The 24,146-nt window shown below is 35.1% G+C and carries 14 protein-coding genes and 1 pseudogene; 13 read left to right on the top strand and 2 right to left on the bottom strand.

What is annotated here, in order from left to right; genetic code table 11:
- The first annotated feature begins 39 nt into the window (after positions 1-39).
- From J2W48_RS03200 to J2W48_RS03170, 7 genes are read left to right on the top strand one after another with little or no spacing between them, the layout of a single operon-like run.
- Positions 40-1,398, top strand: coding sequence for a sugar porter family MFS transporter (locus J2W48_RS03200; protein ID WP_310277995.1), 1,359 nt, complete (start codon positions 40-42; stop codon positions 1,396-1,398).
- The gene (locus tag J2W48_RS03195; RefSeq protein WP_310277992.1) at positions 1,361-2,968 is read left to right on the top strand and encodes a glycoside hydrolase family 32 protein; all 1,608 of its coding nucleotides are present in this window, start codon (positions 1,361-1,363) and stop codon (positions 2,966-2,968) included. The genes J2W48_RS03200 and J2W48_RS03195 overlap by 38 nt, the downstream gene beginning before the upstream one ends.
- Before the next feature lie 29 nt (positions 2,969-2,997).
- The gene (locus tag J2W48_RS03190) at positions 2,998-6,102 is read left to right on the top strand and encodes a SusC/RagA family TonB-linked outer membrane protein (protein ID WP_310277989.1); all 3,105 of its coding nucleotides are present in this window, start codon (positions 2,998-3,000) and stop codon (positions 6,100-6,102) included.
- Between the two features lie 19 nt (positions 6,103-6,121).
- Positions 6,122-7,813, top strand: a complete 1,692-nt coding sequence (locus tag J2W48_RS03185) for a RagB/SusD family nutrient uptake outer membrane protein (protein WP_310277986.1) — start codon at positions 6,122-6,124, stop codon at positions 7,811-7,813.
- Between the two features lie 21 nt (positions 7,814-7,834).
- Positions 7,835-9,232, top strand: a complete 1,398-nt coding sequence (locus J2W48_RS03180) for a DUF4960 domain-containing protein (RefSeq protein ID WP_310277983.1) — start codon at positions 7,835-7,837, stop codon at positions 9,230-9,232.
- Between the two features lie 2 nt (positions 9,233-9,234).
- On the top strand, positions 9,235-10,806 hold the full coding sequence (locus J2W48_RS03175; protein ID WP_310277980.1) for a glycoside hydrolase domain-containing protein: 1,572 nt from the start codon (positions 9,235-9,237) through the stop codon (positions 10,804-10,806).
- Positions 10,807-10,829: 23 nt separating this feature from the next.
- Positions 10,830-11,735, top strand: a complete 906-nt coding sequence (locus J2W48_RS03170) for a carbohydrate kinase family protein (protein ID WP_310277976.1) — start codon at positions 10,830-10,832, stop codon at positions 11,733-11,735.
- 342 nt (positions 11,736-12,077) lie between these two features.
- On the opposite strand, the gene J2W48_RS03165 is transcribed toward J2W48_RS03170, so the two are convergent.
- Positions 12,078-12,335, bottom strand: coding sequence for a hypothetical protein (locus tag J2W48_RS03165; protein ID WP_310277973.1), 258 nt, complete (start codon positions 12,333-12,335; stop codon positions 12,078-12,080).
- Positions 12,336-13,412: 1,077 nt separating this feature from the next.
- Between J2W48_RS03165 and J2W48_RS03160 the strand changes: the two genes are divergently transcribed.
- The 6 genes from J2W48_RS03160 to J2W48_RS03135 all read left to right on the top strand — a co-directional run bounded on the left by J2W48_RS03160 (position 13,413) and on the right by J2W48_RS03135 (position 22,871).
- Positions 13,413-14,021: an RNA polymerase sigma factor gene (locus J2W48_RS03160; protein ID WP_310277970.1), complete on the top strand. Its 609-nt coding sequence runs from the start codon at positions 13,413-13,415 to the stop codon at positions 14,019-14,021.
- Positions 14,022-14,111: 90 nt separating this feature from the next.
- Positions 14,112-15,230: a FecR family protein gene (locus J2W48_RS03155; protein ID WP_310277967.1), complete on the top strand. Its 1,119-nt coding sequence runs from the start codon at positions 14,112-14,114 to the stop codon at positions 15,228-15,230.
- A gap of 190 nt (positions 15,231-15,420) precedes the next feature.
- Positions 15,421-19,089, top strand: coding sequence for a SusC/RagA family TonB-linked outer membrane protein (locus J2W48_RS03150; protein WP_310277964.1), 3,669 nt, complete (start codon positions 15,421-15,423; stop codon positions 19,087-19,089).
- Between the two features lie 12 nt (positions 19,090-19,101).
- Complete coding sequence (locus J2W48_RS03145) at positions 19,102-20,580, top strand: RagB/SusD family nutrient uptake outer membrane protein (RefSeq protein WP_310277959.1); 1,479 nt, start codon at positions 19,102-19,104, stop codon at positions 20,578-20,580.
- A 15-nt stretch (positions 20,581-20,595) separates the two neighbouring features.
- Positions 20,596-21,459 carry a zinc-binding metallopeptidase gene (locus J2W48_RS03140; protein ID WP_310277956.1) on the top strand — a complete coding sequence of 288 codons (864 nt, stop codon included), beginning with the start codon at positions 20,596-20,598 and terminating at the stop codon, positions 21,457-21,459.
- A gap of 38 nt (positions 21,460-21,497) precedes the next feature.
- The gene (locus tag J2W48_RS03135) at positions 21,498-22,871 is read left to right on the top strand and encodes a DUF4302 domain-containing protein (RefSeq protein WP_310277952.1); all 1,374 of its coding nucleotides are present in this window, start codon (positions 21,498-21,500) and stop codon (positions 22,869-22,871) included.
- Positions 22,872-23,585: 714 nt separating this feature from the next.
- Here the strand turns inward: J2W48_RS03135 and J2W48_RS23050 are convergent.
- Positions 23,586-23,900 (bottom strand): annotated as a pseudogene (locus J2W48_RS23050) (transposase).
- Between the last annotated feature and the right edge of the window lie 246 nt (positions 23,901-24,146).

Raw genomic sequence — 24,146 nt, 5'->3', positions numbered from 1 at the left:
TTGCGGATATCTTAGCAACAAGTTTTTAATACATGTACAATGAATAAGATATTACTTTGGTCTGTTACTGCTGCACTGGCAGGTTTTCTATTCGGTTTTGATACCGTAGTTATTTCTGGAGCTGATAAACAATTACAGCTTCTTTGGCATTCATCTGATGCTTTTCATGGATCTGTTGTTATGGCAATGGCACTTTGGGGAACAGTTGTAGGTGCTATTTTTGGAGGAATTCCAACTAATAAGATAGGTCGTAAAAAGACGCTGTTCTGGATTGGAATTTTATATTTCATTTCTGCTGTTGGTGCTGCCTATGCAAACGATCCTTATGTTTTTGCTGCTTTCAGGTTTATAGGAGGTTTAGGTGTTGGAGCTTCAACCATTGCTGCTCCGGCTTATGTTTCTGAAATAGCCCCTGCAAACAAACGAGGCCGATTGGTAGCCTTATATCAGTTTAACATTGTACTTGGAATTTTAATTGCTTTTATTTCAAACTACTTTCTAAAAGATATTGGTGAAAATGCATGGCGCTGGATGGTGGGAGTTCAGGCTTTTCCATCTTTTATTTATATTCTTTGTATACTCACCATTCCGGAAAGTCCAAGATGGTTATTATCTAAAAACCGTGATGAAGAGGCTCGTAAAGTGCTGTTTCAAATTGATCCGAATGCAGATCTTAAAGACATCATGGATGATTCCAGAGAAAATGGTGTTACGAGACATGAAAATATTTTCATGAAAAAATACCGGTTTCCATTAATGCTGGCTTTTTTAATTGCCTTTTTTAATCAGTTTTCAGGAATTAATGCCTTCTTATATTATGCACCAAGAATTTTTGAAGAGGCTGGTTTAGGACAAAATACCGCTTTGCTGAGCAGCATCGGAATTGGAATTACCAATCTTATATTCACTTTAATCGGAGTGGCATTAATTGACAAATTAGGAAGAAAGTTGTTAATGTACATTGGTTCTGTCGGATATATTATTTCCTTAGGATTGGTCTCTGCATCTTTTTATTACAATTGGGGAGGATTATCAGTACCTACTTTTCTTTTCCTCTTTATTGCTTCACATGCCATTGGTCAGGGAGCCGTTATCTGGGTTTTTATCTCAGAAATTTTTCCCAATCATATTCGGGCATCCGGACAGGCTTTTGGAAGCTCAGTACACTGGGTTTTGGCAGCGATAATTCCGTCATTAATTCCAATGTTGTTTTCAGAAATAGGACCAGAAGTGGTTTTCCTGATCTTTACCTTAATGATGGTGCTGCAATTACTGTTTGTAATTTTTATGATGCCGGAAACCAAAGGAATTTCTTTAGAAGTATTAAGCGAAAATCTAACCAAAAAAAATATCAAAAAAAATGAAATCAAAGAAACATCTACCGCTGGCATTCTGTAGTGCTGTTCTATTTTCAATATCGGGCTGCAAACCATTTTCTACTGCTGCACAAACTACTCCGGTTTCAGTTGTAAGTACGGCTGAGGAAAAAATGTATCGTCCTAATTTTCATTTTACCCCTAAAAAAGGATGGATGAATGACCCAAACGGAATGTTTTTCGCTGACGGAAATTATCATTTATTCTATCAGTATTATCCTGATGGAAATAAATGGGGACCAATGCACTGGGGACATGCAATCAGTAAAGATATGATTAAATGGGAGGAGCTTCCAATAGGGATTTATCCGGATAATGATAAATACATTTTTTCAGGAAGTGCTGTTGTAGATACACACAATACTTCAGGCTTAGGTACCGGAAAAACGGCTCCAATCGTAGCAATTTACACGCTGCACGATATGACAAAGGAAAAAGAAAACAAAATTGATGTCGAACAGCAGGATATAGCGTATTCGAATGACAATGGTTTTACATGGCAGAAATTTGAGGAAGGAAATCCTGTCATAAAAAATCCTGGAATTCGTGATTTTCGTGATCCAAAAGTAACCTGGGATGAAACCCATAAACAATGGATAATGGTTTTGGCAGCACAGGACCGTTCTCAGTTTTATAAATCAGCCAATCTTAAAAACTGGGAATATTTATCTGATTTTGGAAAAAATATCGGTGCTCACGGAGGTGTTTGGGAATGTCCTGACTTTTTTGAGATGAAAGTAAAAGGATCTGATGAAACCAAATGGGTTCTGATTCAGAGTTTAAATCCGGGTGGAGCTAATGGCGGTTCCGGAACACAATACTTTATTGGGGATTTTGATGGAAAGACTTTTACGCAGGATAGCAATTTTGCTAAAAAAGTAGAAAAGGAAAAAGCAGTCTGGATCGATTACGGAAAAGATAATTATGCCGGAGTAACCTGGAATAATGTTCCAACTGCTGACGGGCGACGATTATTTATCGGATGGATGTCCAACTGGGACTACGCACAGCAAGTACCAACGGATGCATGGAGAAGCGCAATGACAATTGCCCGTGAAATTCAGTTAATCAAAAAAGGAAATGATTACAGTTTGATTTCTAACCCTGTGAAAGAAATCAATAAATATGTTTCTAAAACGATTAAGGCAAAAAGTATAAAAGGAAAAGGTACAATCTCAATTCCGGAAGCAGGAAAAATAGATTTGATACAGGCCATTATCAATTTAAATTTAAAAAACTTAAAACAGGATACTTACACTTTTACGCTTTCCAATACATTGGGAGAATCTTTGACTTTCGGAATCAATAATTCAGATCACTATTTGTTTGTGGATCGTTCGAAATCAGGAAAAATTGATTTCTCAGAAAAATTTGCTTCCACTATTACCAAAGCAATTTTAGAGGGTAGCCAAAAAGAAGGAACTTTTAAAATCATTTTAGATAAAACATCCATTGAAATATTTTACAATAACGGCGAAAAAGTAATTACCGAAATCTTTTTCTTAAACCAGCCGTTCAACTCGCTCTCAGTTTCTTCAGGTCAGGGAATAGAAGTGAATAATATCGTAATGAACCAATTAAATATAAACTAGAACTAACACTAACATCTAAACCACTAACAATGAAAAGTAATTTTTTTTATTTTCTATTTTTCTTTTTTCCTATGCTGATAATGACGGCACAGGAAGGAGGAATCAAAGGAACGGTAATTTCGTCAGATGACGGAATGCCGCTTCCGGGAGCAACATTAGTTATTTCCGGAACGAATACCAGTACAGTAACAGATTTTGACGGGAATTTTTCTTTTCAGGAAATAAATCCGGATGCTGTAATTGTTGTTTCTTTTATCGGATATGCACCACAATCGATTTCTGTTAAAGGGCAAAAAACATTCAATATAACGTTAAAAGTAGATAACAATCAACTGAATGAGGTTGTTGTTACGGGATATTCAAAGCAAAAGAAAACAGATATTACCGGGGCCGTTGCCGTTGTAAACATGAAGGAAGTCATGAAACAGCCAGAACCCAACCCAATAAAAGCGCTGCAAGGAAGGGTAGCGGGGGTAAAAGTTTCATCTGATGGTTCTCCGAGTGGAGCGAACACTAAGGTCGTAATTCGTGGAGTAGGAACTTTAAACAACACAGATCCTCTTTATGTAATTGACGGAATGCCAACCAAATCGGGGATGCACGAACTTAATCCAAATGATATTGAAACAATCCAGGTTTTAAAAGATGCTTCATCCGCCAGTATTTATGGTTCACGCGCATCGAATGGAGTTATCATTATTACAACAAAAAAAGGAAAAGCGGGTAAAATGAGAATTAATTTCAGCACCTATTCTTCTTTTTCTGATTACTCAAGAAAACTTGATGTTATGAACGCCAATCAATTTGGTCAGGCTTTATGGCAGGCAAATATTAATGACGGATTAAATCCGAACAATAACAACTTACGATACCAATTTGACTGGTCGGTAAATAATAATAAACCACAATTAAATAATGTTTTGGTTCCTGAATATTTGGATGCAGATCAGACCCTGAAAGCTTCAAATACTGACTGGTATGATGCCATTTCTCAAACAGGAATTGCTAATTCGTATGATTTATCAGTTTCAAATGCGTCAGACAAAGGAAATTATGTTTTTTCATTGGGATATTATGGTAATGAAGGTGTTGTAAAAACAACTGATTTCGAAAGAATTTCTGCCAGAATGAATAGTTCCTATAAATATTTTGATGGCAAATTGGTTATTGGAGAAAACTTCAGCTTCAACCGTACCAAAGAGGTTACAGATCCCGGAGTTTTAGATCCTGCACTTCGTGCCTTGCCAATAATTCCGGTACGCACTGTAGACGGAAAAGGCTGGGGAGGACCTGTTGGAGGAATGAACGACAGACAAAATCCGGTGCGTCTTTTAGAATATAACAAAGACAATAAATATGATTATTTGCGTCTTTTCGGAAATATCTATGCCGATTTAGAGATAATCAAAAATCTTCATATCAAAAGTAGTTTCGGTCTTGATTATGGGTTTTATAAAAAACGAACGCTACAAAGAAGCTATAAATCCGGTTATCTGCAAAATGATCAGAATTCGGTAACCATTGATCAGTCGCAAAGTGATAAATGGACCTGGACCAATACGGCTATTTACAGTTTGAATTTTGGAAAAAGCAATTTGAATTTGATGGCAGGAACAGAAATGTACAAAGATGTTTTTGATACCAATACCTTGCGTAAAAATGACTTTTTGATAGAAACGCCAGATTATATGTATCCGGATGCAGGAACGGGAGAATCTTTTACCAGTGGAACTTCTACAGCATATTCATTGCTTTCTTATTTTGGAAAAGCAGATTATGAGTTTGACAATCGTTATTTAGTTTCAGCTACAATTCGTCGCGATGGTTCTTCCCGATTTGGTAAAAACAACCAATTCGGAACTTTTCCCGCAGTTTCAGCAGGATGGAGAATCAGCAATGAAAATTTCATCAAAAATAAAGCTCCTGTATTTTCAGATTTAAAATTAAGAGCGGGATGGGGACAAACCGGAAATCAGGAAATTAGCAATACGGCGGTTTATAGTCTCTATTTAGCAAGTTATGCCGGCGGAAGCCCTACCTGGGCAACGTCTTTTGGTACAGCTTACGATATTGCAGGAAACGGAAACGGTTTATTGCCATCAGGTTTTATAGCAACTCAATCCGGAAATGACGATTTGAAATGGGAAACTACAACGCAGACCAACATCGGTTTAGATTTTGGATTATTTAAGCAAAAATTAAGTGGTTCTGTTGATTATTATATCAAAAAAACGGAAGATATTTTAGTATTGCCACCTTATTTAGGCGTAATTGGCGAAGGTGGAAACCGTTGGGTAAACGGTGCTTCGATGGAAAATGAAGGTTGGGAAGTTACGTTAGGATACAGTGATGAAACTTCATTTGGATTGAAATATGATATCTCGGCAAATGTTTCGGCAAATAAAAACAAGATTACACAATTGCCGGATGAAGTAAAAAACAATTACGGAGGTGACGGATTAAACGACAATATTTTAGGCCGCCCGATTAACTCTATGTACGGTTATGTAGCTGACGGATTGTTTAGAAATCAGAACGAAGTAGATAACTCGGCCAATCAGGAAGGAAAAGGCCTTGGCAGAATTCGTTACAAAGATTTAAACGGAGACGGAACAATAACAGATAAAGATCGTACCTGGATAGGAAATCCAAATCCGGGATTATTGTACGGATTTAATTTAGGATTAGGGTATAAAAACTGGGATTTTACCACTTTCTGGGAAGGGGCAAGTGATGTTGATGTGATTAATAATACTAAGTATCAAACTGATTTCTGGAGTGTTGATGATGTAGGTTCTAACAAAGGAACACGCTTGCTAAATGCCTGGTCTTTGGATAATCCAAATTCAAATATTCCGGCTTTAACGACAGTAGACAGAAATGCAGAATCCAGATTTTCAACCTATTATGTAGAAAATGGAAACTACCTTAAACTACGTGTTTTACAAGTAGGATACAGTCTGCCAAAAGAGGTATTGAAGAAAATCAATTTAGAAACTTTCAGATTGTACATCAGCGGGCAAAACCTATTGATTATTGATGCTAAAAGCTTTACGGGCGTAGATCCTGAAAATGCAGGATTTGGATATCCGCAACCAACAACCTTTACGGCTGGTCTTAATATTACATTATAATAAAGATTAAATCAAAAACATGAAAAAGATACTATATATAACAGGGTTTTTAGTGATGGGGCTATTGGCTTCCTGCTCAGATTTTCTCGAAAATGATCCTCGGGGAGTATTGTCAGAAGATGATATTGTAACACCGCAATCGGTAGAAGGATTTATGAACGCAGCTTATGCCCAATTGGGTAATGATCATTACGATTCGCCATACAGCTTGTGGCCGTTTGGAAATGTACGTTCGGATGATGCCTATAAAGGCGGTAGCGGGACTAATGATATTCAGGATTTTCACTTTTTTGAAGTATCCAATAATATCAGACCAGATTTTGGTGAACTGGATAATTTTTGGTTCATCAGTTATGTTGGGGTTTCCAGAGCCAATAAGGCATTGAAAGCACTGGAACAAATTTCGGAAGCCGATTATCCATTGAAAAAAACGAGAATGGCCGAAATGCGTTTTTTAAGAGGTCATTTCTATTTTATGCTGAAAATTATGTTCAGGGATGTTCCTTACATCACACAGGACATTCCGGTAGAAGATTATAAAACGATCTCTAACAAGGCACTTTCAAACGAAGAACTTTGGAACAAAATTGCTGAGGATTTTCAGGTTGCAGCTGATAATTTACCAGAAGTACAACCGCAAGCAGGACGTGCAACCCAAAAAGCGGCTTATGCTTATTTAGCTAAAACACGTTTATATCAGGCTTACACTCAGGACGAAAAATATAAGGTTACAGGAATTAATCAGCAGCATTTGCAGGAAGTCATTGCTGCTACTGATAAAGTAATCGGAAAAGCAAGTTTAGAACCTGATTTTGCCAACAACTTTTTGCCGGGAGCTTTTGAAAACGGAGCAGAATCTATCTTCTCTATTCAGTTTTCAGACAATGACGGGACTTTATACGGAAGATTAAATTTTTCAGATGTACTGTCTACACCACAAGGTCTGGGATGTTGTGACTTTCACAAGCCAAGCCAAAATTTAGTGAATGCTTTTAAAACAGGAGCTAATGGTTTGCCGGAATTTGACACTTATAATGATCAGGATTTTGATTATAAAAACAGAGATGGCAATACGGTCGATCCAAGATTGTATCATACTGTTGCAATGCCTGGCTTGCCTTATAAGTATGATCCTGAGTTTTTATATGTAGAGGCTTGGGTAAGATCTCCGGGAACGTATGGTTATTTTGCTTCATTAAAAGAAAATGTGGCACCAAGTTGTAGCTGTTTTGTAAATATTGATCCGTTTTATGGGAATTCAAAAAACAGAATACAAATTCGTTATGCCGATGTGATCCTGATGCGTGCGGAAGCTTTAGTTGAATTAGGAAGACACGCAGAGGCTTTACCGCTCATTAATCAAATCAGGGAAAGAGCCGCCCAAAGTACCGGAAGACTTCCGTATGCGAACAATTTTAAAATTGAAACTTATGTTGACGGAAGCAATTGCAACTGGACTCAGGATTTTGCCCGTAAGGCTTTACGCTGGGAACGTCGTTTAGAATTGGCTATGGAAGGAAGCCGTTTCTTTGATCTGGTTAGATGGGGCGTGACTGATGAAGTGATGAATGCCTTTTATACTGAAGAAAAAACGAAACGTACCTACTATCAGGATGCCTTTTTTGATGCAAGTAAAGAAGAATATTGCCCAATTCCGTTGAAACAAATTAATTTCAGTCAGGGATTATACAAACAAAATCCGGGTTATTAATCCATTTTAAGATATATCAATATGAAGAAAATTATATATAAATACTGGACCAAAGTGTCTATAGTATTAGCATTGCTTTTCGTAATTACAGCCTGTGAAAATGGTTTCGAAAATGGCGGTTTTGATGTCAGTTCCCCTTCCAATGTTACTTCTTTTAAAATAAACGGAACAGTAGGCGAAATTGATCAGAAAACTGGAAAAATTACTGTAACAATGCCTTACGGATCAGATATTACTGCGATTAAGCCGGACATGATTTTGCAGGAAGGAGCTACTTCAAATTTAGACATCAATACTTCAATTAACTTTACAAATGCGGTAAAGTTTAGAGTAGTAAACGGTAACTTATATAAAGATTATGAAGTAAAAGTTGTGGTTTTAAGTCCAATAAAGAGTTTTAAAATTAATGGACTTGCCGCAACAATTAATGATGCGAGCAAAACTATTACGATGACGTTGCCGGAAGGTACCAATTTAACGGCTCTGACACCGATTATTGAATTGACAGAAGGAGTTTCTGTTTCTCCAGCTTCAGGAACCAGCATTGACTTTACTGATTCAGTGGTTTTTGTAGTAACGGCAAATGGAAAAAGCGTGAATTATACCGCTAATATTGGGCTTCCGGTTACAGGATTAGTGGTAGCTTTCTTAGGAACAGCAGCAACAAGAGGTGAATTAACCAATATGGATGAAATTACAGCTGCAAATTGGTTTTTCACCACTTTTACCGGAGCAAGATATATTTCATTCAATAGTATTGTAAACGGTGCTGATCTAAGTGATATCGATGTAATTTGGTGGCACTTTGATTCGGCAGCAAATTTACCTGCTGTAGCATACAATCCTCTTGTAACGACTGCCTTAAAGAATTTCAGATCTAACGGAGGAAATTTACTTTTGACCTCTTTTGCTTCGCAATATGTAGATGCTCTGGGAATTGTGCCTTCAGGAAAAGGACCGAATAACGTTTTTGGGGATTTTCCTCCAAATGGATTTGTAGATGGAAATTCCTGGGGAATGTCATTTGTTGGACATGAAAGCCACCCGATTTTTGAGGGATTGGTCACTTTTGAAGCTGGAAAAGCGAATTTGCTGCAAGCTGGAACTTTCAGATTGAACCATACCGCCTGGTGGTTTTTACCGGAGTGGGGTGGATATGGCAACGGAGAGAGCTGGAGAAACCAGACAGGAGGAACCAACCTGGCCAGTGAAGCCTGGGATAATGGTCTTGACGGAAGAGTTACCATTGCAGAGTTTCCAAACACATCTGCCAATAAAAATGTAATCGTGATTTCAATGGGAGCTTATGATTGGTATAACGAAACCAACAGCAGTGGTGTGCCAAGTCAGGCCAACGAGTTTATAACCAATATTAAGCTTTTGACACAAAATAGTATCAATTATTTAGCTAAAGATTAACCATGAATTCAACAAAAATGAAATATAAAAATATAATAACGATAGTTTCCATTTTCTTGTCGCTTGTTTCCTGTAGTTCTGACGAAACATATATGGGAGGTTCTGTTTCAGGCGGGAATTCTGAAATAACAAGTGTTTTTCCTATGCCGCCTGCACAATGGATGGGAGCAAACGATCCGTATTACAGTGCAGGATTTACAGGAGATATAATGCCATTTTTTAATAATGGAAAGTTTCATATTTACTTTCTGCATGATGCACAAAATAAACCGTCCGGAAAAGGATTTCATGATATCCATGAATTTTCAAGTACCGATTTAGCCCATTTTACATACGAAGGCCAAACGATTCCGTATGGTCAAACCAATGACCCTGATTTTGCTATTGGCACAGGATCAGTGGTGAAAGTGGAGAATCTCTACTACTTTTATTATACAGGACACAATGGTTTACCTGCTTTTTTGCAATCCAATGCAAGAGAAAGTGTATTGTGCGCCACAAGTCCGGATTTGAAAAACTGGACAAAAAATCCTTCGTTTAAAATTACGGCGCCTGCAGGTTATTATAATTATGATTTCAGAGATCCGCATGTATTTTATAATGATGAATTGAAAAAATATTCAATGCTGGTGAGTACGCAGACTGAACCTGGAAGAAAAGCCGTTTTACTGCATTTTACAAGTGCTGATCCGGCTTCCGGAAAATGGGATGTTCAAGCACCTCTTTATACCACAACTCCTCAGGAGAATTATTTGATGATGGAATGTGCCGACATTTTTAAAATGGGTAATTACTGGTACCTGATTTTTTCTGAAAACTGGAGCGGTAATACGGGAACACATTACAAAATGGCATCCTCTATCAATGGCCCCTGGACAACGCCACAAAATGACATGATTGACGGGGAATATTTTTATGCAGGAAAAACAGCTTCTGACGGAAACAAGAGATATGTTTTTGGCTGGAACGCCAGAAAAACGCCGGAAAATGATCTTGGAAATAAAGATTGGGCAGGAAACATGGTTATTCATGAACTGATCCAAAATGCTGATGGAACTTTAGGAACACAATCGCCACAATCGGTCAAAGATCTGTTTGGTAAAAAGAATGCCACGGCTGAGGTTGATGCAACTTCAGAAAATGCAACTGTAAATAATGGAACTTATACTTTATCAGGCACTACAGAAAAAGCACTGGTAACTTTTAAAGCTATCGGTAAAAAAGCAAAGATCAAAGCAGAAGTTACTTTGACAAATAATTCCGGTACAGCAGGATTTATTTTTCATACGAATGATGCCGGTGCTTATTACAAAATAGTTTTTGATATCGCTCAGGGAAAAATAAAAGGTTTCAATTCGGCTTCTCAGGAAGTGACAAGAATACCGTTCCAATTTCAAACAAGTACTAAATACGATGTTGAGATTATTGCCGAAGGAAGTGTGGTAGTGCTTTATATCAACGGAAAAGCAGCCTTGACCAATCGAATTTACGGACGGGATAAAAACAAATGGGGATTACTGGCAGAAGGGCAAAATGCAGTGATTTCAAACCTTCAGGTTACACAACCCGAATAATATTAATTAAAAATAATTTTGGAATGAATAACGGAAAAAACCTTAAGGCGGTGGCCTACGGAGAGGTGCTTTGGGATGTTTTTGCCAATGAAAAAAAGATTGGCGGCGCTCCGCTAAACGTAGCTTTGCGAATGAAAACATTAGGGTGTGAAGTGGCCATGATAAGCTGTGTAGGAAATGATGAAGATGGAAAAGCAATTATTGATCAGGTAAAAAGTTTAGGACTTGATACTAACGCCATTATGCAAACAGAAGATTTTGCTACCGGATTAGTTAATGTAACACTAAACGAACGTGGCTCGGCTAGTTATGAAATAAGCTACCCAGCCGCCTGGGATAAAATTGTATTGAATGATCGGGCTAAAAATCTGGCAACTGATGCTGATGTTTTAATTTACGGAAGCCTGGTTTGCAGAGACAAAATATCCCGACAATCTCTGGAAGAATTGCTGCAAACAAAAGTCTATAAGGTTTTTGATGTCAATTTAAGAAAGCCTCATTATTCCTATGAAATTCTGGAGCAATTAATGCATTCTGCTGATTTTATTAAATTCAATGACGAAGAATTATTGGAAATAGCTGCAGCCATGCATTCGCCTTTTACCGGATTGGAAGAAAATATGTTTTATATCTCTGAAAAAACTCAGGTCACGGCTATGTGCGTAACGAAAGGAAAACACGGAGCTCTGCTAATGTGGGAAGGACAGCTTTATCAAAATGAAGGTTATCCGGTCAAGGTTGCTGATACAGTAGGGGCAGGAGATTCTTTTTTAGCGGCCTTGATAACTTCATTACTTGGCGAAAAAAAACCGCAAACAGCTATTGATTTTGCCTGTGCAGTAGGAGCCTTAGTAGCTGAAGCACCGGGAGCCAATCCTGAGATTTCTAATTCCAGAATTGAAAATATGATCCTGAAGGTAAGAATATAGCCTTTATAATTTAAATAAGATACCATTAAAATGTCCCCAACTTTGTCAATTTGGGGACATTTTTATAGGTATATATGTTCTGCAACCAGAAAATAAGAGAATATTAACTTAGAATTATTTAACATAATCTATAGCTTGTTTATTGGTCTCAGAAGTAGTTTAAAACTATGCACTTTAGTGCATTTAGCTTTAGCTTCTAAAAATATTTTAACCACAAATTACACAAATTAGCGCTAATTAATTTGTGAAAATTTGTGTAATTTGTGGCTAATAAATAAGTACTGCAACCTTGCAGACTTTCAGTCTGCCAACCAAACCTCTGTACTTTCAGTGCAGAGTGGTTTATTTCTCCTGTTCTAAATTGTCAACGGTTGAAATTTGGTCAAGTATATTTGTTTGGTTGGGCGAAATGTAGTTTTTTATTTCGCTGGGATTTTCTTTCTTAAAGAGAAGATCTAGTGCATTGTATAGTTTCAATAAAACATCCCTGTCTTGTTTTTCAATCTCCAAAGCAGTATTGAAATTGAAAATATAATTGTTAGAATTGCGTACTTCTACTTTAATCGTTTTTGATGTGATTTTAAATTTGACTATATCCATGTTGTTTTAAAAATTTAGTGTGCAAAATGCTATTTTAACGGCAGTTATCACCAGTCAAAGATAAGAAATTTGTTGGAGTTGAATCTACGACCGTGCTGGTATTACTGCTGCTGTATACCACTAAATTCTTAGCTTCCAGACCAAGACGGCTACTCCCGAAAATTTGGTGTTTCTTAAGAATAAAAAAACAAGTGAACTTGCCTGTTTTTTATGGTTCATTTTGTTTGAATATGTTAGTGTCTTATCGTTGCGGGTGCAAAGTCAGGAGACATTCGCACAGCACACAAGACAAATTATTCTTTAACTAGAACTCTTCGAAAAGAGGGCAAAGAATCTTTTGCATCGCGGATTATTTAAGCTTCGCAAAGAATGGAAAGGAAGCCTTTCGATCATTGCATTGCTGTCTTCCAGTGCTTTTTAATTTATTTAAAAAAATATAAAAGAAAATATAAATTGGTGAGTACTTAATAAAGAAGCTGTCCTCTGTGTTTTTGTAACCTTATTTATAGATGCAAAAACGTAATTATTATATCGAAATCGAAGATTTCTTATCAGATGAAGTTGGAATTAACCCCGATTGGGTATATGTATGGTTATAAAGTTTCCGGAGCAGCAAATTTCTTAATCATTTGCTTTCGCCCACAAAAAAAGTACAGTTTCCAATCAAATAGATTTAGGAAGTTTTTTAGAAATCCATATTTCTGTCCTTCTTCGCCAAAAGGTTTTTAACTATAAATCCATGGTTTAGCCGATACCATTAAATATAACAAATGAGGCACCTTTTTGATACAAAAGGATACCATGGAATAATGAAGTTTTAATGAGGTTTGCGGATGAAAATTTTTATTGCATGAACTGAATAAGAATGGTTAAGTTTTTTTAAACGTGGGAGTTTTATAGCCTCCCTTTTTATTCTTGTAGATACATTAATCTTATTTATTACACTAATTGATAGTGATTTTTTTTTAGAACTCACATTTTGGAATAATTATTAAAGACATAAAATTCTTTAAATAATGTTCATTTTATCTGATGATTAAAAAATCGAATGACATTTTTACTAAAAAGCATTTTTTTATGAAGACCCAGGCTCTGACAATGAAAACCTATGATGACCACAAACTTTGGAATAAACTTAAAGCGGGTGACGAAAAGTCATTTTCCCTGCTTTTTGAAAAGTACTATGGTGATTTAATTAATTATGGAAACTCATTTTCTCCTTTTCCTGAAAGAGTTCAGGATTGTGTCCAGGACGTATTTGCAGATGTTTGGTTATATCATGAATCCTTGCAAGAACCAGATGTGGTAAAGGCATATTTATTGTCAAGTGTACGAAAGAGAATTGCACGTTTGTACGAACGGGATCATGTTTTTAGAAAAACTACAACTACAGATTCAATTGAATTTCTTTTTGATTTTTCGGTTGAGAAAGAACTTATTGATGATGAGGCAACTGCGGAAAGTGTTTTCTATCTCAATAAATTATTAAACGATTTACCCCCGCGTCAAAAAGAGGCTTTATTTTTAAGGTATAATCAAGGGCTGGGTGTAGAAGAGATTGCAGAAATGTTAGATGTTAATTATCAATCGGCAAAGAATCTTTTGCATCGTGGATTATTTAAGCTTCGAAAAGAATGGAAAGGAAGTCTTTCGATCATTGCATTGCTGTCTTCCAGTGCTTTTTAATTTATTTAAAAGAAAATATAAAAAAAAATATAAATTGGTGAGTACTTAATAAAGAAGCTGTCCTCTGTGTTTTTGTAACCTTATTTATAGATGCAAAAACGTAATTATTATATCGAAATTGAAGATTTCTTATCAGATGAATCATTCCGAACATGGATTTTGTCCAGAGTTGATGAACATGGCTGGGAAGAATGGACTTTAGAAAATCAACAACGCGCTAAATTGGTTGCAGATGCCCGGCTTTTATTGCTGGCAATGAAAGTACCTTATACTATTATTTCTTCTTCAGAACTAAATACTGCATTACAATCAACATGGGTTAAAATTGAAGAGATAGAAAATGGCAATAAATCAACTAAAATCAATGCTGGCAGATACTTAAAAAAGTATTGGCTAACAGGAGTTGCAGCTGCTATGTTTTTTGCCTTTTTCTCGGTTTGGTTTTACAAAAATCAATTTCGAACCAATCATACTGCTGTTACATATAAGGAACTTGTTAATGATAGTAACGAAGGACTTGTAGAGCAAACAAATAATTCTAACAAGCCGCAAGTAATTACTCTGTCTGATGGCAGTTCTGTCTTATTACAACCCAATAGTAAATTAAGTTATCCTAAAATCTTTACAGGAAACAAAAGAAAAGTTTATTTATCCGGTGAAGGTTTCTTTGAAATCAGTAAAAATTCCCATAAACCTTTTTTTGTTTACGCAAACGAAATTATTACAAAAGTAGTTGGTACAAGTTTTCGGGTAAAAGCTTACCCGGACCAGCCAAATATTGAAGTGCTTGTTCGGACAGGTAAAGTCAGGGTAAGTTCAAACAAATTGGCTGCAAATTCAGACCGGAAAAAAGAGGTTGTTTTACTTCCTAATGAAGCCTTACGCTTTTTCAGAAGTGATTTAAGTTTTAATAAGATCACTAATATCATAGAAGACAAGACATTGACTAGTAATACTGGCAATATTGAACAATTAAGTTTTGAATTTACTGATATTCCTGTAGATCAGATTTTTAAAACAATAGAGCAGGCATATCTGGTTGATATTGATTTCCCTAAGGATAAATTAAAAGATTGTCATTTAACAGCTTCATTAAGTGACCAGCCATTATCAGAAAAGCTTAAAATTATTTGTAAAAGTATTGGCATTGATACCAGTTTTGAAATGAATGGAAATCAAATTATAATAACCTCACAGGGCTGTTATTAAGTAATATACAATCAAACTATATATAAATTTAATAAAACTAAATTGCTGCCTATGTGATAAAAATAAAAAAGTGCCGAAATGTTGTAGCATATCCGACACTTGATAAAATTAAATGACTCTCTGGAAAGAGTCATTTTATTGTGTTTCTAAAAATACGCTTGAATAGTATTAATCAAAACAAATCAAAATTATGAAAAAATCAGTTGGTAAACAACGATTACTCTATCGAATCATGAAAATAACCCTATTTCAGTTCGTTTTAGCACTTGTGTTTTCAAGTGTTATTATGGCAAACAATGTGAATGGACAAAAAAAATTAGATACAAAGGTCACCATTGCAGTTGAAAACTTAAGTCTGGATAATGTGTTATCTAAACTTGAAAAGTCTGCACACGTAAAATTCTCGTACAATTCAAGATTACCGCAGCTAAATCAAAAAGTTAGTATTGAGGCTAATCAGGAAACATTGTCAAGTATTCTTAGTCGAATCCTGAAGCCATTCAATATTACTTATATAGAAATAAGCAATCAGATTATTTTGCAAAATAACACAAAATCAAATAGGTTTAATGATCCTGTTATTAGAGGAAAAGTTACTGACCAAAACGGAGTTCCCCTGCCAGGAGTGACAGTAACTGCCAAAGGAACTAAAACTGTTGTATTAACTGATTTTGATGGGAGCTTTTCTATCAAAATACCATCAAATTGTAACGAGTTGGTTATTTCTTATGTTGGAATGGAAACCAAAGAAATTGGAACAGAGAATCATTTTCCAACAATTGTTTTAACCGAATCAGGGCAAACTTTAAAAGAAATTATAGTTATAACAGGTTATGAAAAAACCTCTAAAAGGACTTTTACAGGTGCTGTCAGTAAAATTCCCATTGGAGAACTTAAAGTTGACGGATTAGTTGATATAAGCAGGGCAATAGAAGGAAAAGTGGCCGGGGTTACTGTACAGAATATTTCAGGAACTTTTGGTACAGCTCCAAAAATTACTGTTCGTGGATCTTCTTCAATTTTTGGAGATACAAAGCCATTATGGGTTATTGATGGTGTTGTTCAGGAAGATATTATTAATGTGTCTGTATCAGATTTGGCTTCAGGAAATTCTGCAACCTTATTAAGTTCTTCTGTTGCCGGAATTAATCCTAATGATATACAAAGTATTGAAATTTTGAAAGATGCATCAGCAACTTCGATTTATGGATCAAGATCTTTAAATGGAGTTGTAGTTATAACTACAAAACAGGGACGAAAAGATTCTCCTTTAAAGATAACATATTCATTAGAACAAACGGCGAGAACAGTACCTAATTATAGCCAATACGACATTTTGAATTCAAAAGAAACCATGAGTGTTTTGAAAGAAGTGGAGGCAAAAGGATTTTTAGATTTGCCTTCAACCGCTCAAGGACGTTATGGAGGAGTTTATAATATTTTAGCCAGAGGAATTAATACGTATGTTCCCGAAACAGACAGCTATTTAGTAAGTAATGACCCGGCTGGACGCAACGCCTTTCTAAGAAAATATGAATTAGCCAATACTAATTGGTTTAAGACACTGTTTAGTCCTTCGATTGCCCAAAACCACTCCCTGAGTTTTTCGGGAGGAGGAGAAAAAAGTACAATGTACGCTTCATTAGCCTATTATAGTGATCCGGGCTGGAGTATTGCCGATCATGTAAAACAATTTTCATCAAACTTAAAAAGTACTTTTTATATTAATGATGACTTAAATATTACACTTGGTACACAAGCTTCTGTAAGGAATCAGGGTGCACCAGGAAGTTATGATAGTGAAAATGATGATCTTTTTGGAAAGACAACCCGAAATTTTGATATTAATCCTTTTAAGTATGCCTTAAATACAAACAGAACTCTAAGGCCTTACGATGACAATGGAAATCTGGAATATTACAGAAGCAATTGGGCACCTTTTAATATTTTAAATGAACTTAAAAATAATTTCATGGAAATCCAGGTAAAAGATATTCGTTTCCAAATGGATTTAGAATATAAAGTTAATCCTTACCTAACTTATAATCTTACAGGTTCAGCCCGTTATGCCAATACCGGAAGAGAACATAAAATACTGGAAGATTCAAATATAATAGGGGCTTATAAAGCTGCAGAAACAACTGCTGTCAGAGATGCGAATATTTTTTTATACCAGGATCCAAACGATTTAACGGCACCAAAAGTACCAGTTCTTCCTAATGGCGGAATGTTAAGAAAATTTACAGATGATTTAAATTCATTTTATATAAGGAATAGTGTAAGTTATAGACGCACTTTAAATTTTAAGCATGAATTTGAGGGATTATTTGGTACTGAGATAAGATCTTTAAATAGGAAGAGCGACAATTTTACTGCTTACGGTATACAATACGATAAAGGCCTTACAAGTTTTACAGAGCCGAAAATGTTGGCGAAAATTATTAATGAGGGAAGTTCTTATTTTGGATTTAATGAAGAAAGAGAAAGAACGGCAGGTTTCTTTGGAAAAGCAGGATATACCTATAATCGCCGTTATACAGCCTCAGTTACCGGACGTTATGATGGTTCAAACAGACAAGGGAATAATAATTCAGCCAGTTGGCTTCCAACTTACACTTTTAGTGGAAAATGGAATATGAAGGAGGAAAATTTTATGAAAGATATTGAATCTGTAAATAATTTAGCATTAAGAGGATCTTATGGACTTACAGCAACGGCAGGTCCGGCTACAAATTCATTAGCGATTTATAAAAATTTCATCACTAATCGTTTAAATATTGATGACAGGGAATCAGGTATTAGTATAGATCAATTACAAAATTCAGACTTAACCTGGGAAAAACAATTTGAAACCAACTTTGGTTTTGATCTTGGCGTGTTCAACAACAAATTACAATTAACAACTGATATATACAGCCGTAAAGCTTTTGACTTAGTTGATTATGTAATAACATCAGGAATTGGCGGACAAAAAGTAAAACAAGGCAATAATGCCGATATGGAAACTAAAGGTCTTGAGATTAGTCTGACTACCAAAAATATAGCAACTGACAATTTTAAATGGTCAACTAATTTTAATTTTTCTGTATATAACCAGAAAATTACAAAATTAGAGAACCAGGCATCCGCTTTTGATTTAATCGAAGGAACGGGAGGAAATACTATTGGCCATCCAAGAAATTCTCTTTATTCTTATCATTTTACCGGATTAAATAACCAGGGCCTGCCAACTTTTGTAATGAAAGATGGACAATCGGATAATGTTGCCGGAGCAAGTTTTCATGATAGGGATAATGTAACTAATTATTTAAAATATGAGGGTTCAATAGAACCTAATAAATCTTTTGGACTTTCGAACACTTTTACTTATAAAAATTGGTCATTATACGTTTTCGTTGTTGCATCAGCCGGAAATAAGGTACGTTTAAACCCTGTTTATTCCAGCAATTATAGTGATTTAACTGTTTTTACAAAAGATTTTACAAATCGTTGGATTAATCCCGGAGATGAAAACAGTACCAATGTACCTGTAATAGCTGATAAACCTTTGATTAATAATTATAATGCTCAGTCCAAAGAATTGGGAATTGCTTATAACACATATAATTTCTCTGATGTACGTATTGCAGATGGAGATTTTGTAAGATTAAAAAATATATCCTTAAGTTGGGAATTCCCAAAAGCTTTCAAGCAAAAATTAGGATTAGCAAATTTCACATTAAAGGGATCAGCAATTAATCCATTATTACTTTATTCTGATAAAAGATTAAACGGTCAGGATCCTGAATTTCGTAATGCAGGAGGTGTAGCATTGCCAATTACAACTCAATATACATTTGCTTTAAACATTTCATTATAATCTATAAATAGTATGAAAAAAATAAAAATTATACTGGCATTATTACTATTTGCAAGTATTAGTAGCTGTGATGAATTTCTCTCTGAAATACCTGACAACAGGACACAAGTAGATACCCCGGAAAAAATTTCTGAATTATTGGTTAATGCTTATCCGGACGCATGTTATATGGAGTTTGCAGAAACCATGACTGACAATGTTTTTGATAGTGGTGATCCGGGATTATTTAACACTCAAAATACAGAAAATTACAACTGGGAAATGAACAGTAATAGTTCTAATCTTGAGAGTCAGGAGCGATATTGGGATGCCTGTTATAAGGCAATTGCGCACGCTAATACAGCCCTTAGGGCTATAGAAGAGCTTGGTAGCCCTGGAAATCTTAATCCACAAAAAGGGGAGGCACTGCTGGCCAGGGCGTATGCACATTTTATGCTGGTTTCTTTTTGGTCTAAACGTTATGATCCGGCTACAGCTGATACAGATTTAGGAATACCGTATTTAACAGAACCGGAAGATGTACTGATCAAAAAATATAAAAGAAATTCTGTAGCCGAAGTTTTTGGCTATCTTGAAAGTGATATCGAAGAGGGCTTAAAATATGTTACAAGCGAATACAACCACCCAAAATTCCATTTTAATAAAGAAGCTGCCAAAGCTTTTGCATCACGTTTTTACTTAATAAAAGGAAATTGGAACAGAGTTATTGAACTTACGGATCAATTAGCAGCTAATCCGGATAGAAAATTAAGAGATTTTGCATATTATCAGAGTCTTGATTATAGTACTCAATTTAGAATTTATGCCGAGCCAACTCAGGATACAAATTTACTGATTGCCTCAGTATTATCTAATTATTCAAGATCTTTTTATTTAAACAGGTTTCAGCTTACATTATCCAGACAAGATGAAGTTTTAGGTGCGGCAACAAACTTTTTTAATAAATATTGGTTTTACGTACCCTTATCCTATAATAACAATACAGCATTTGTACCCAAATTTGATGAATATTTCAAGTATACAAACGCCAATGCAGGTATTGGTAATGGATATGATGCACTAGTATTATTCAGTAATGATGAAGTTTATTTGAATCGAATCGAATCACTTGTGATGACAAACAGAATGGATGAAGCATTGGCAGCATTGCAATATTTTATTGGAATAAGAACGATGGATTATGATCCCGAAACCGATATTTTAACAAATGAATTAATAGTTAGTAAATATCCTGTAATCCCAAATGAATATACTCCTTTTTATGCTCTGACAGATTTGCAAAATTCATATATAAAAGCTATAGCAGAAATACGCAGAAGGGATTTTATACATGAGGGTATCAGATGGTTTGACATTAAACGATTTAATTTAGAGGTTACGCATCAAATCTACAATGAGCCAACAAATGTCTTAACTAAAGATGACAATCGCAGGGCATTACAAATACCACTTCAGGCATCAATAAATGGTATCGAAAAAAATCCAAGATAAATTAATATCAAGCACATGAAAATAGTAAAACAATATACGATGACTTTTTTGGCAATAGCTGCAATTGCTTTTTCGGGATGTACACGTGAAGATCAGCCTGAAGGTAGCCAATTAGATGTCACAAATCCTCCTCAATCAGCGTTAGATAATTGGATTACGGATAATTATTTAAACCCTTATAATATAAACATCCAATACAAATGGAACCAGAATGCTGTTGACAATAATCGTTACCTGTATCCGCCTGAGGAAAATAAAGTACAGCCCGTTTTAGAAGTTATACAAAAAATTTGGCTGGATAGTTATAATGCAATTGCAGGACCTGATTTTGTAAAGAAAATTGCTCCCCGGGAAATTGTAATGGTTGGGGGAGCAAATTTAGATTTAACCGGAACGCTTACTTTGGGTTTGGCAGAAGGCGGACAAAGAGTAACACTTTTTGAAACGGATAATGTAGATATCACAGATAGGGAAAACGTAAAACAATTTATCCATACGATTCAGCATGAATACATTCATATTTTGAATCAGCATAAACCATATGATGAAAAATCCATGGCAACAATAACACCATCAGGTTATACGGCAAACTGGTATGCTATCTCGGATGCCGATGCTAATGAAGAAGGGTTTATTACAGCGTATGCAAAATCGAATATTAATGAGGATTTTGCTGAAATGGCTTCTGTTATGCTAATAAATTCTAAAGATGAATATGAAGCCCTTTTGGCAGGTATTCATAGTGAGGCAGCAGTTGCAGCCATAAGAGCCAAAGAAGTTATTGTTGTCAAATATTTCAAAAAAGAGTTCAATCTGGACTTTTATGATTTAAGAGATGAAGCGGAAAAAAATACCACTGCTGTACTAAATGGAAATTAAAGCCAATTTAATTTAGGATAACTAAAAAAGAAAACACTATGAAAATAAAAAATATATTTAGGTTTCTAATTATAGCCTTTCTTGCTATACAATTAGGGGGCTGTAATAGTAATGAAGCAGAACAAAAATTTGATAAGACGCCTGCTGAAAGAATAAATGCTCAGAAAAAAGAGCTTAATGATCTCTTGCTTTCGTCTGAATTTGGATGGAAAGCAGTTTATTTTACAGATGACACACAACTTGGGGGATTTACACATTTGTTTAGATTTACTGCAGACGGAAAAGTAGATATGGCATCGGATTTTGATAACGATACCAGTATTCATAATAGTGATTATAGTATTGAGATTGGGAGTACAATTAGTTTATTGTTCTCTACCAAAAACAGAATACACCTGTTATCTGATTCCAATGATTATCCTACATCGGCATTAAAAGGTAAAGGATACAAAGGAGATTTTCAGTTTTTATATTACGGCCAGGAAAATGATGAAATAATTTTTAAAACCAACCGAAGTTTTCAGGAGTTACGCTTCGTAAAAGCTACGGCTGAAGATTGGATGGATTTGGAATTAAATACAGAAATGGCTCAAAATGTAGTTGGTTCAGATAAACGCCCTTTTTTTCGATTATTGGAAATTAATGATGGTACTGATATTCATAAATTAGACTTTAATTATGCTCCCAGATCTCGATTTGCAACTGCAAATTCTGTAGAGCAGGGTTACAGCATGAGTTATAATATGGGTATTGCTTTTACAAAAACAGGTATTATTGTAAGTCCGGCTGTGGTGGTCAATAACGAGCAATTAACTGAATTTATTTATGATGATGTTACAGGAAATTTTACTGCAACAGGTGTAAATGGAGTGAGTGCTACAATTAAATATGATAGTAAACCATTGTTTTTGACAGATGATTATAAATTGCTATTGCCTGGAAGCGGAAATAATGTCTATGCTTACATGTATAATTTTACAGAATTAGAAGGGCAAAACTCTGCCTTGTTTTTATCTTTATTAGAAGACATAGAAAAAGTTAGTGGTGTACCTCTTATTAGAGCACAGCTTTGGTTTAATAATAATGATGGAACTAATTATATAGAATACAGATCTGGTGACAACGTAACGGAAGAAAGATATTATCACTACTTTACTATAAAAGCAGATCATGTAAACAAGACGGTTACATTTACTTCGGGTGTTTGGAAATCAGGTACTGCAGCCGCTGGGTCTTCAGGTGTTACTCCAAAAGGACCGGCAATCTCACCTCCATCTTTCTTAAAAGCGCTTGATGATGAATTTATGAATCCTAATGGTCTTTATTTTGCTGAGATACCGGTTACTGGCTATAGAGGTTACACTTTTACAAGTACAACAACTCATTTTAGAATGGTTGCTAACTCCCTTTAATAATTAATTTATACACGATTTAAAAAGAAAGCATCGTGAATTTACTGTCAGGACATTGCTGATTTGATTGGAGAAGAACTTCCAAAAATAAATCGCTCACACTCTTGATAAAGAAAATTATGCTCAGATATAAAACGATCCGCGTTATACCATTATTTGTCCGGTAAACACGAGATCAAACAATCCCAACTCTGGTAGAAGTGCCTACTGTTTTTAAAAGCCGTCTCAATTCAAAATTTGAGGCGGTTTTTTCATATAAAAACCATCGACAATGAAATGCCCTCAAAAAAAGTTAGACACTATTGAGGGTATTTTTATGGAAAGAAAGGTTAAGTACAGTCATGAGTTTAGACTTCGCTGTGTAATGAAGTTTTAAAAAAAAAGAGCGATAAGTGTTATAACCAAAGAAAATGACATTGGAAAAACCAGTCTTAAGATTGGATTTGTTGTTATCTTGAATTAGCGCATTGTCTAAGATTTTATTGCTGAAGGAGATAATTTAAAAATTCAAACTAAATATTCATATGAAATTTCAGGAAAAAGCAAGTATTTGAACATTTCTGCTTAGTCTTTTAAATAGGCATTAAAACCTTCTCCAGAGCTTACTATTAACCTGAACTCGATTAATAAAGACTGATAATTGGTTAGTTTTTACTGTTTCGTATTTCAAGGAAGGTTTTTTTGGCAGAAAATTATAAGCAATTATTCCAGCAATTAGATTTGACAGAAAGTTAGTAAATAAGCGATGTCTAGAGTGCTCAACTTGACAAATATTTTAAGCTCATCGTTAACGGTTTCGATTATTGAACGTTTACGAAGCAAAATTTTATCACTCATTTCCATTAAGCTATTTTCATATTATTGCGAATGCTTGTAATAAGCTGGATTCCATCAACAAATAATAATTGGGAGAGTTTTGCTTATATAGCCTTTATCACCAAATAACTTTCCAAAAACAGCATTCAGAAAACCTTCATTTTTCAGTGGTTCTCTATCATCAACATTAGCCTGAGTTACAGCAAAGCTCAGTAATTCTCCTTTGTCATTAATAATTATATGCAGCTTAACTTAATGTGCAGTTTTTATTTGCATATCCGATACTTGCTTATAAACAACTTGTTTTTTGACGTTACAATGTAATTTAATGACTTTCGCTTTTAATTCTTCCAAAATTCAGTACATAGAATTTAATATGCTACTCTTATACATCATTTGTCGTATCAATTGCTTCAAATACTGCATTTGGATTATTGATATTAAACTAATTTTATCAAA

Source organism: Flavobacterium piscis (genome assembly GCF_031457575.1).
Lineage (GTDB): Bacteria > Bacteroidota > Bacteroidia > Flavobacteriales > Flavobacteriaceae > Flavobacterium > Flavobacterium piscis_A.
This window is presented reverse-complemented; position numbering and strand designations above follow the sequence as displayed.

Excerpts from the sequence above, each read along its gene's own strand:
- J2W48_RS03155 (WP_310277967.1), top strand. The coding sequence starts at position 14,112 with ATGCAAAAACGTAATTATTATATCGAAATTGAAGATTTCTTATCAGAT.
- J2W48_RS03200 (WP_310277995.1), top strand. The coding sequence starts at position 40 with ATGAATAAGATATTACTTTGGTCTGTTACTGCTGCACTGGCAGGTTTT.
- J2W48_RS03145 (WP_310277959.1), top strand. The coding sequence starts at position 19,102 with ATGAAAAAAATAAAAATTATACTGGCATTATTACTATTTGCAAGTATT.
- J2W48_RS03135 (WP_310277952.1), top strand. The coding sequence starts at position 21,498 with ATGAAAATAAAAAATATATTTAGGTTTCTAATTATAGCCTTTCTTGCT.
- J2W48_RS03185 (WP_310277986.1), top strand. The coding sequence starts at position 6,122 with ATGAAAAAGATACTATATATAACAGGGTTTTTAGTGATGGGGCTATTG.
- J2W48_RS03160 (WP_310277970.1), top strand. The coding sequence starts at position 13,413 with ATGAAGACCCAGGCTCTGACAATGAAAACCTATGATGACCACAAACTT.
- J2W48_RS03165 (WP_310277973.1), bottom strand. The coding sequence starts at position 12,335 with ATGGATATAGTCAAATTTAAAATCACATCAAAAACGATTAAAGTAGAA.
- J2W48_RS03195 (WP_310277992.1), top strand. The coding sequence starts at position 1,361 with ATGAAATCAAAGAAACATCTACCGCTGGCATTCTGTAGTGCTGTTCTA.
- J2W48_RS03175 (WP_310277980.1), top strand. The coding sequence starts at position 9,235 with ATGAATTCAACAAAAATGAAATATAAAAATATAATAACGATAGTTTCC.
- J2W48_RS03190 (WP_310277989.1), top strand. The coding sequence starts at position 2,998 with ATGAAAAGTAATTTTTTTTATTTTCTATTTTTCTTTTTTCCTATGCTG.
- J2W48_RS03170 (WP_310277976.1), top strand. The coding sequence starts at position 10,830 with ATGAATAACGGAAAAAACCTTAAGGCGGTGGCCTACGGAGAGGTGCTT.
- J2W48_RS03140 (WP_310277956.1), top strand. The coding sequence starts at position 20,596 with ATGAAAATAGTAAAACAATATACGATGACTTTTTTGGCAATAGCTGCA.
- J2W48_RS03150 (WP_310277964.1), top strand. The coding sequence starts at position 15,421 with ATGAAAAAATCAGTTGGTAAACAACGATTACTCTATCGAATCATGAAA.
- J2W48_RS03180 (WP_310277983.1), top strand. The coding sequence starts at position 7,835 with ATGAAGAAAATTATATATAAATACTGGACCAAAGTGTCTATAGTATTA.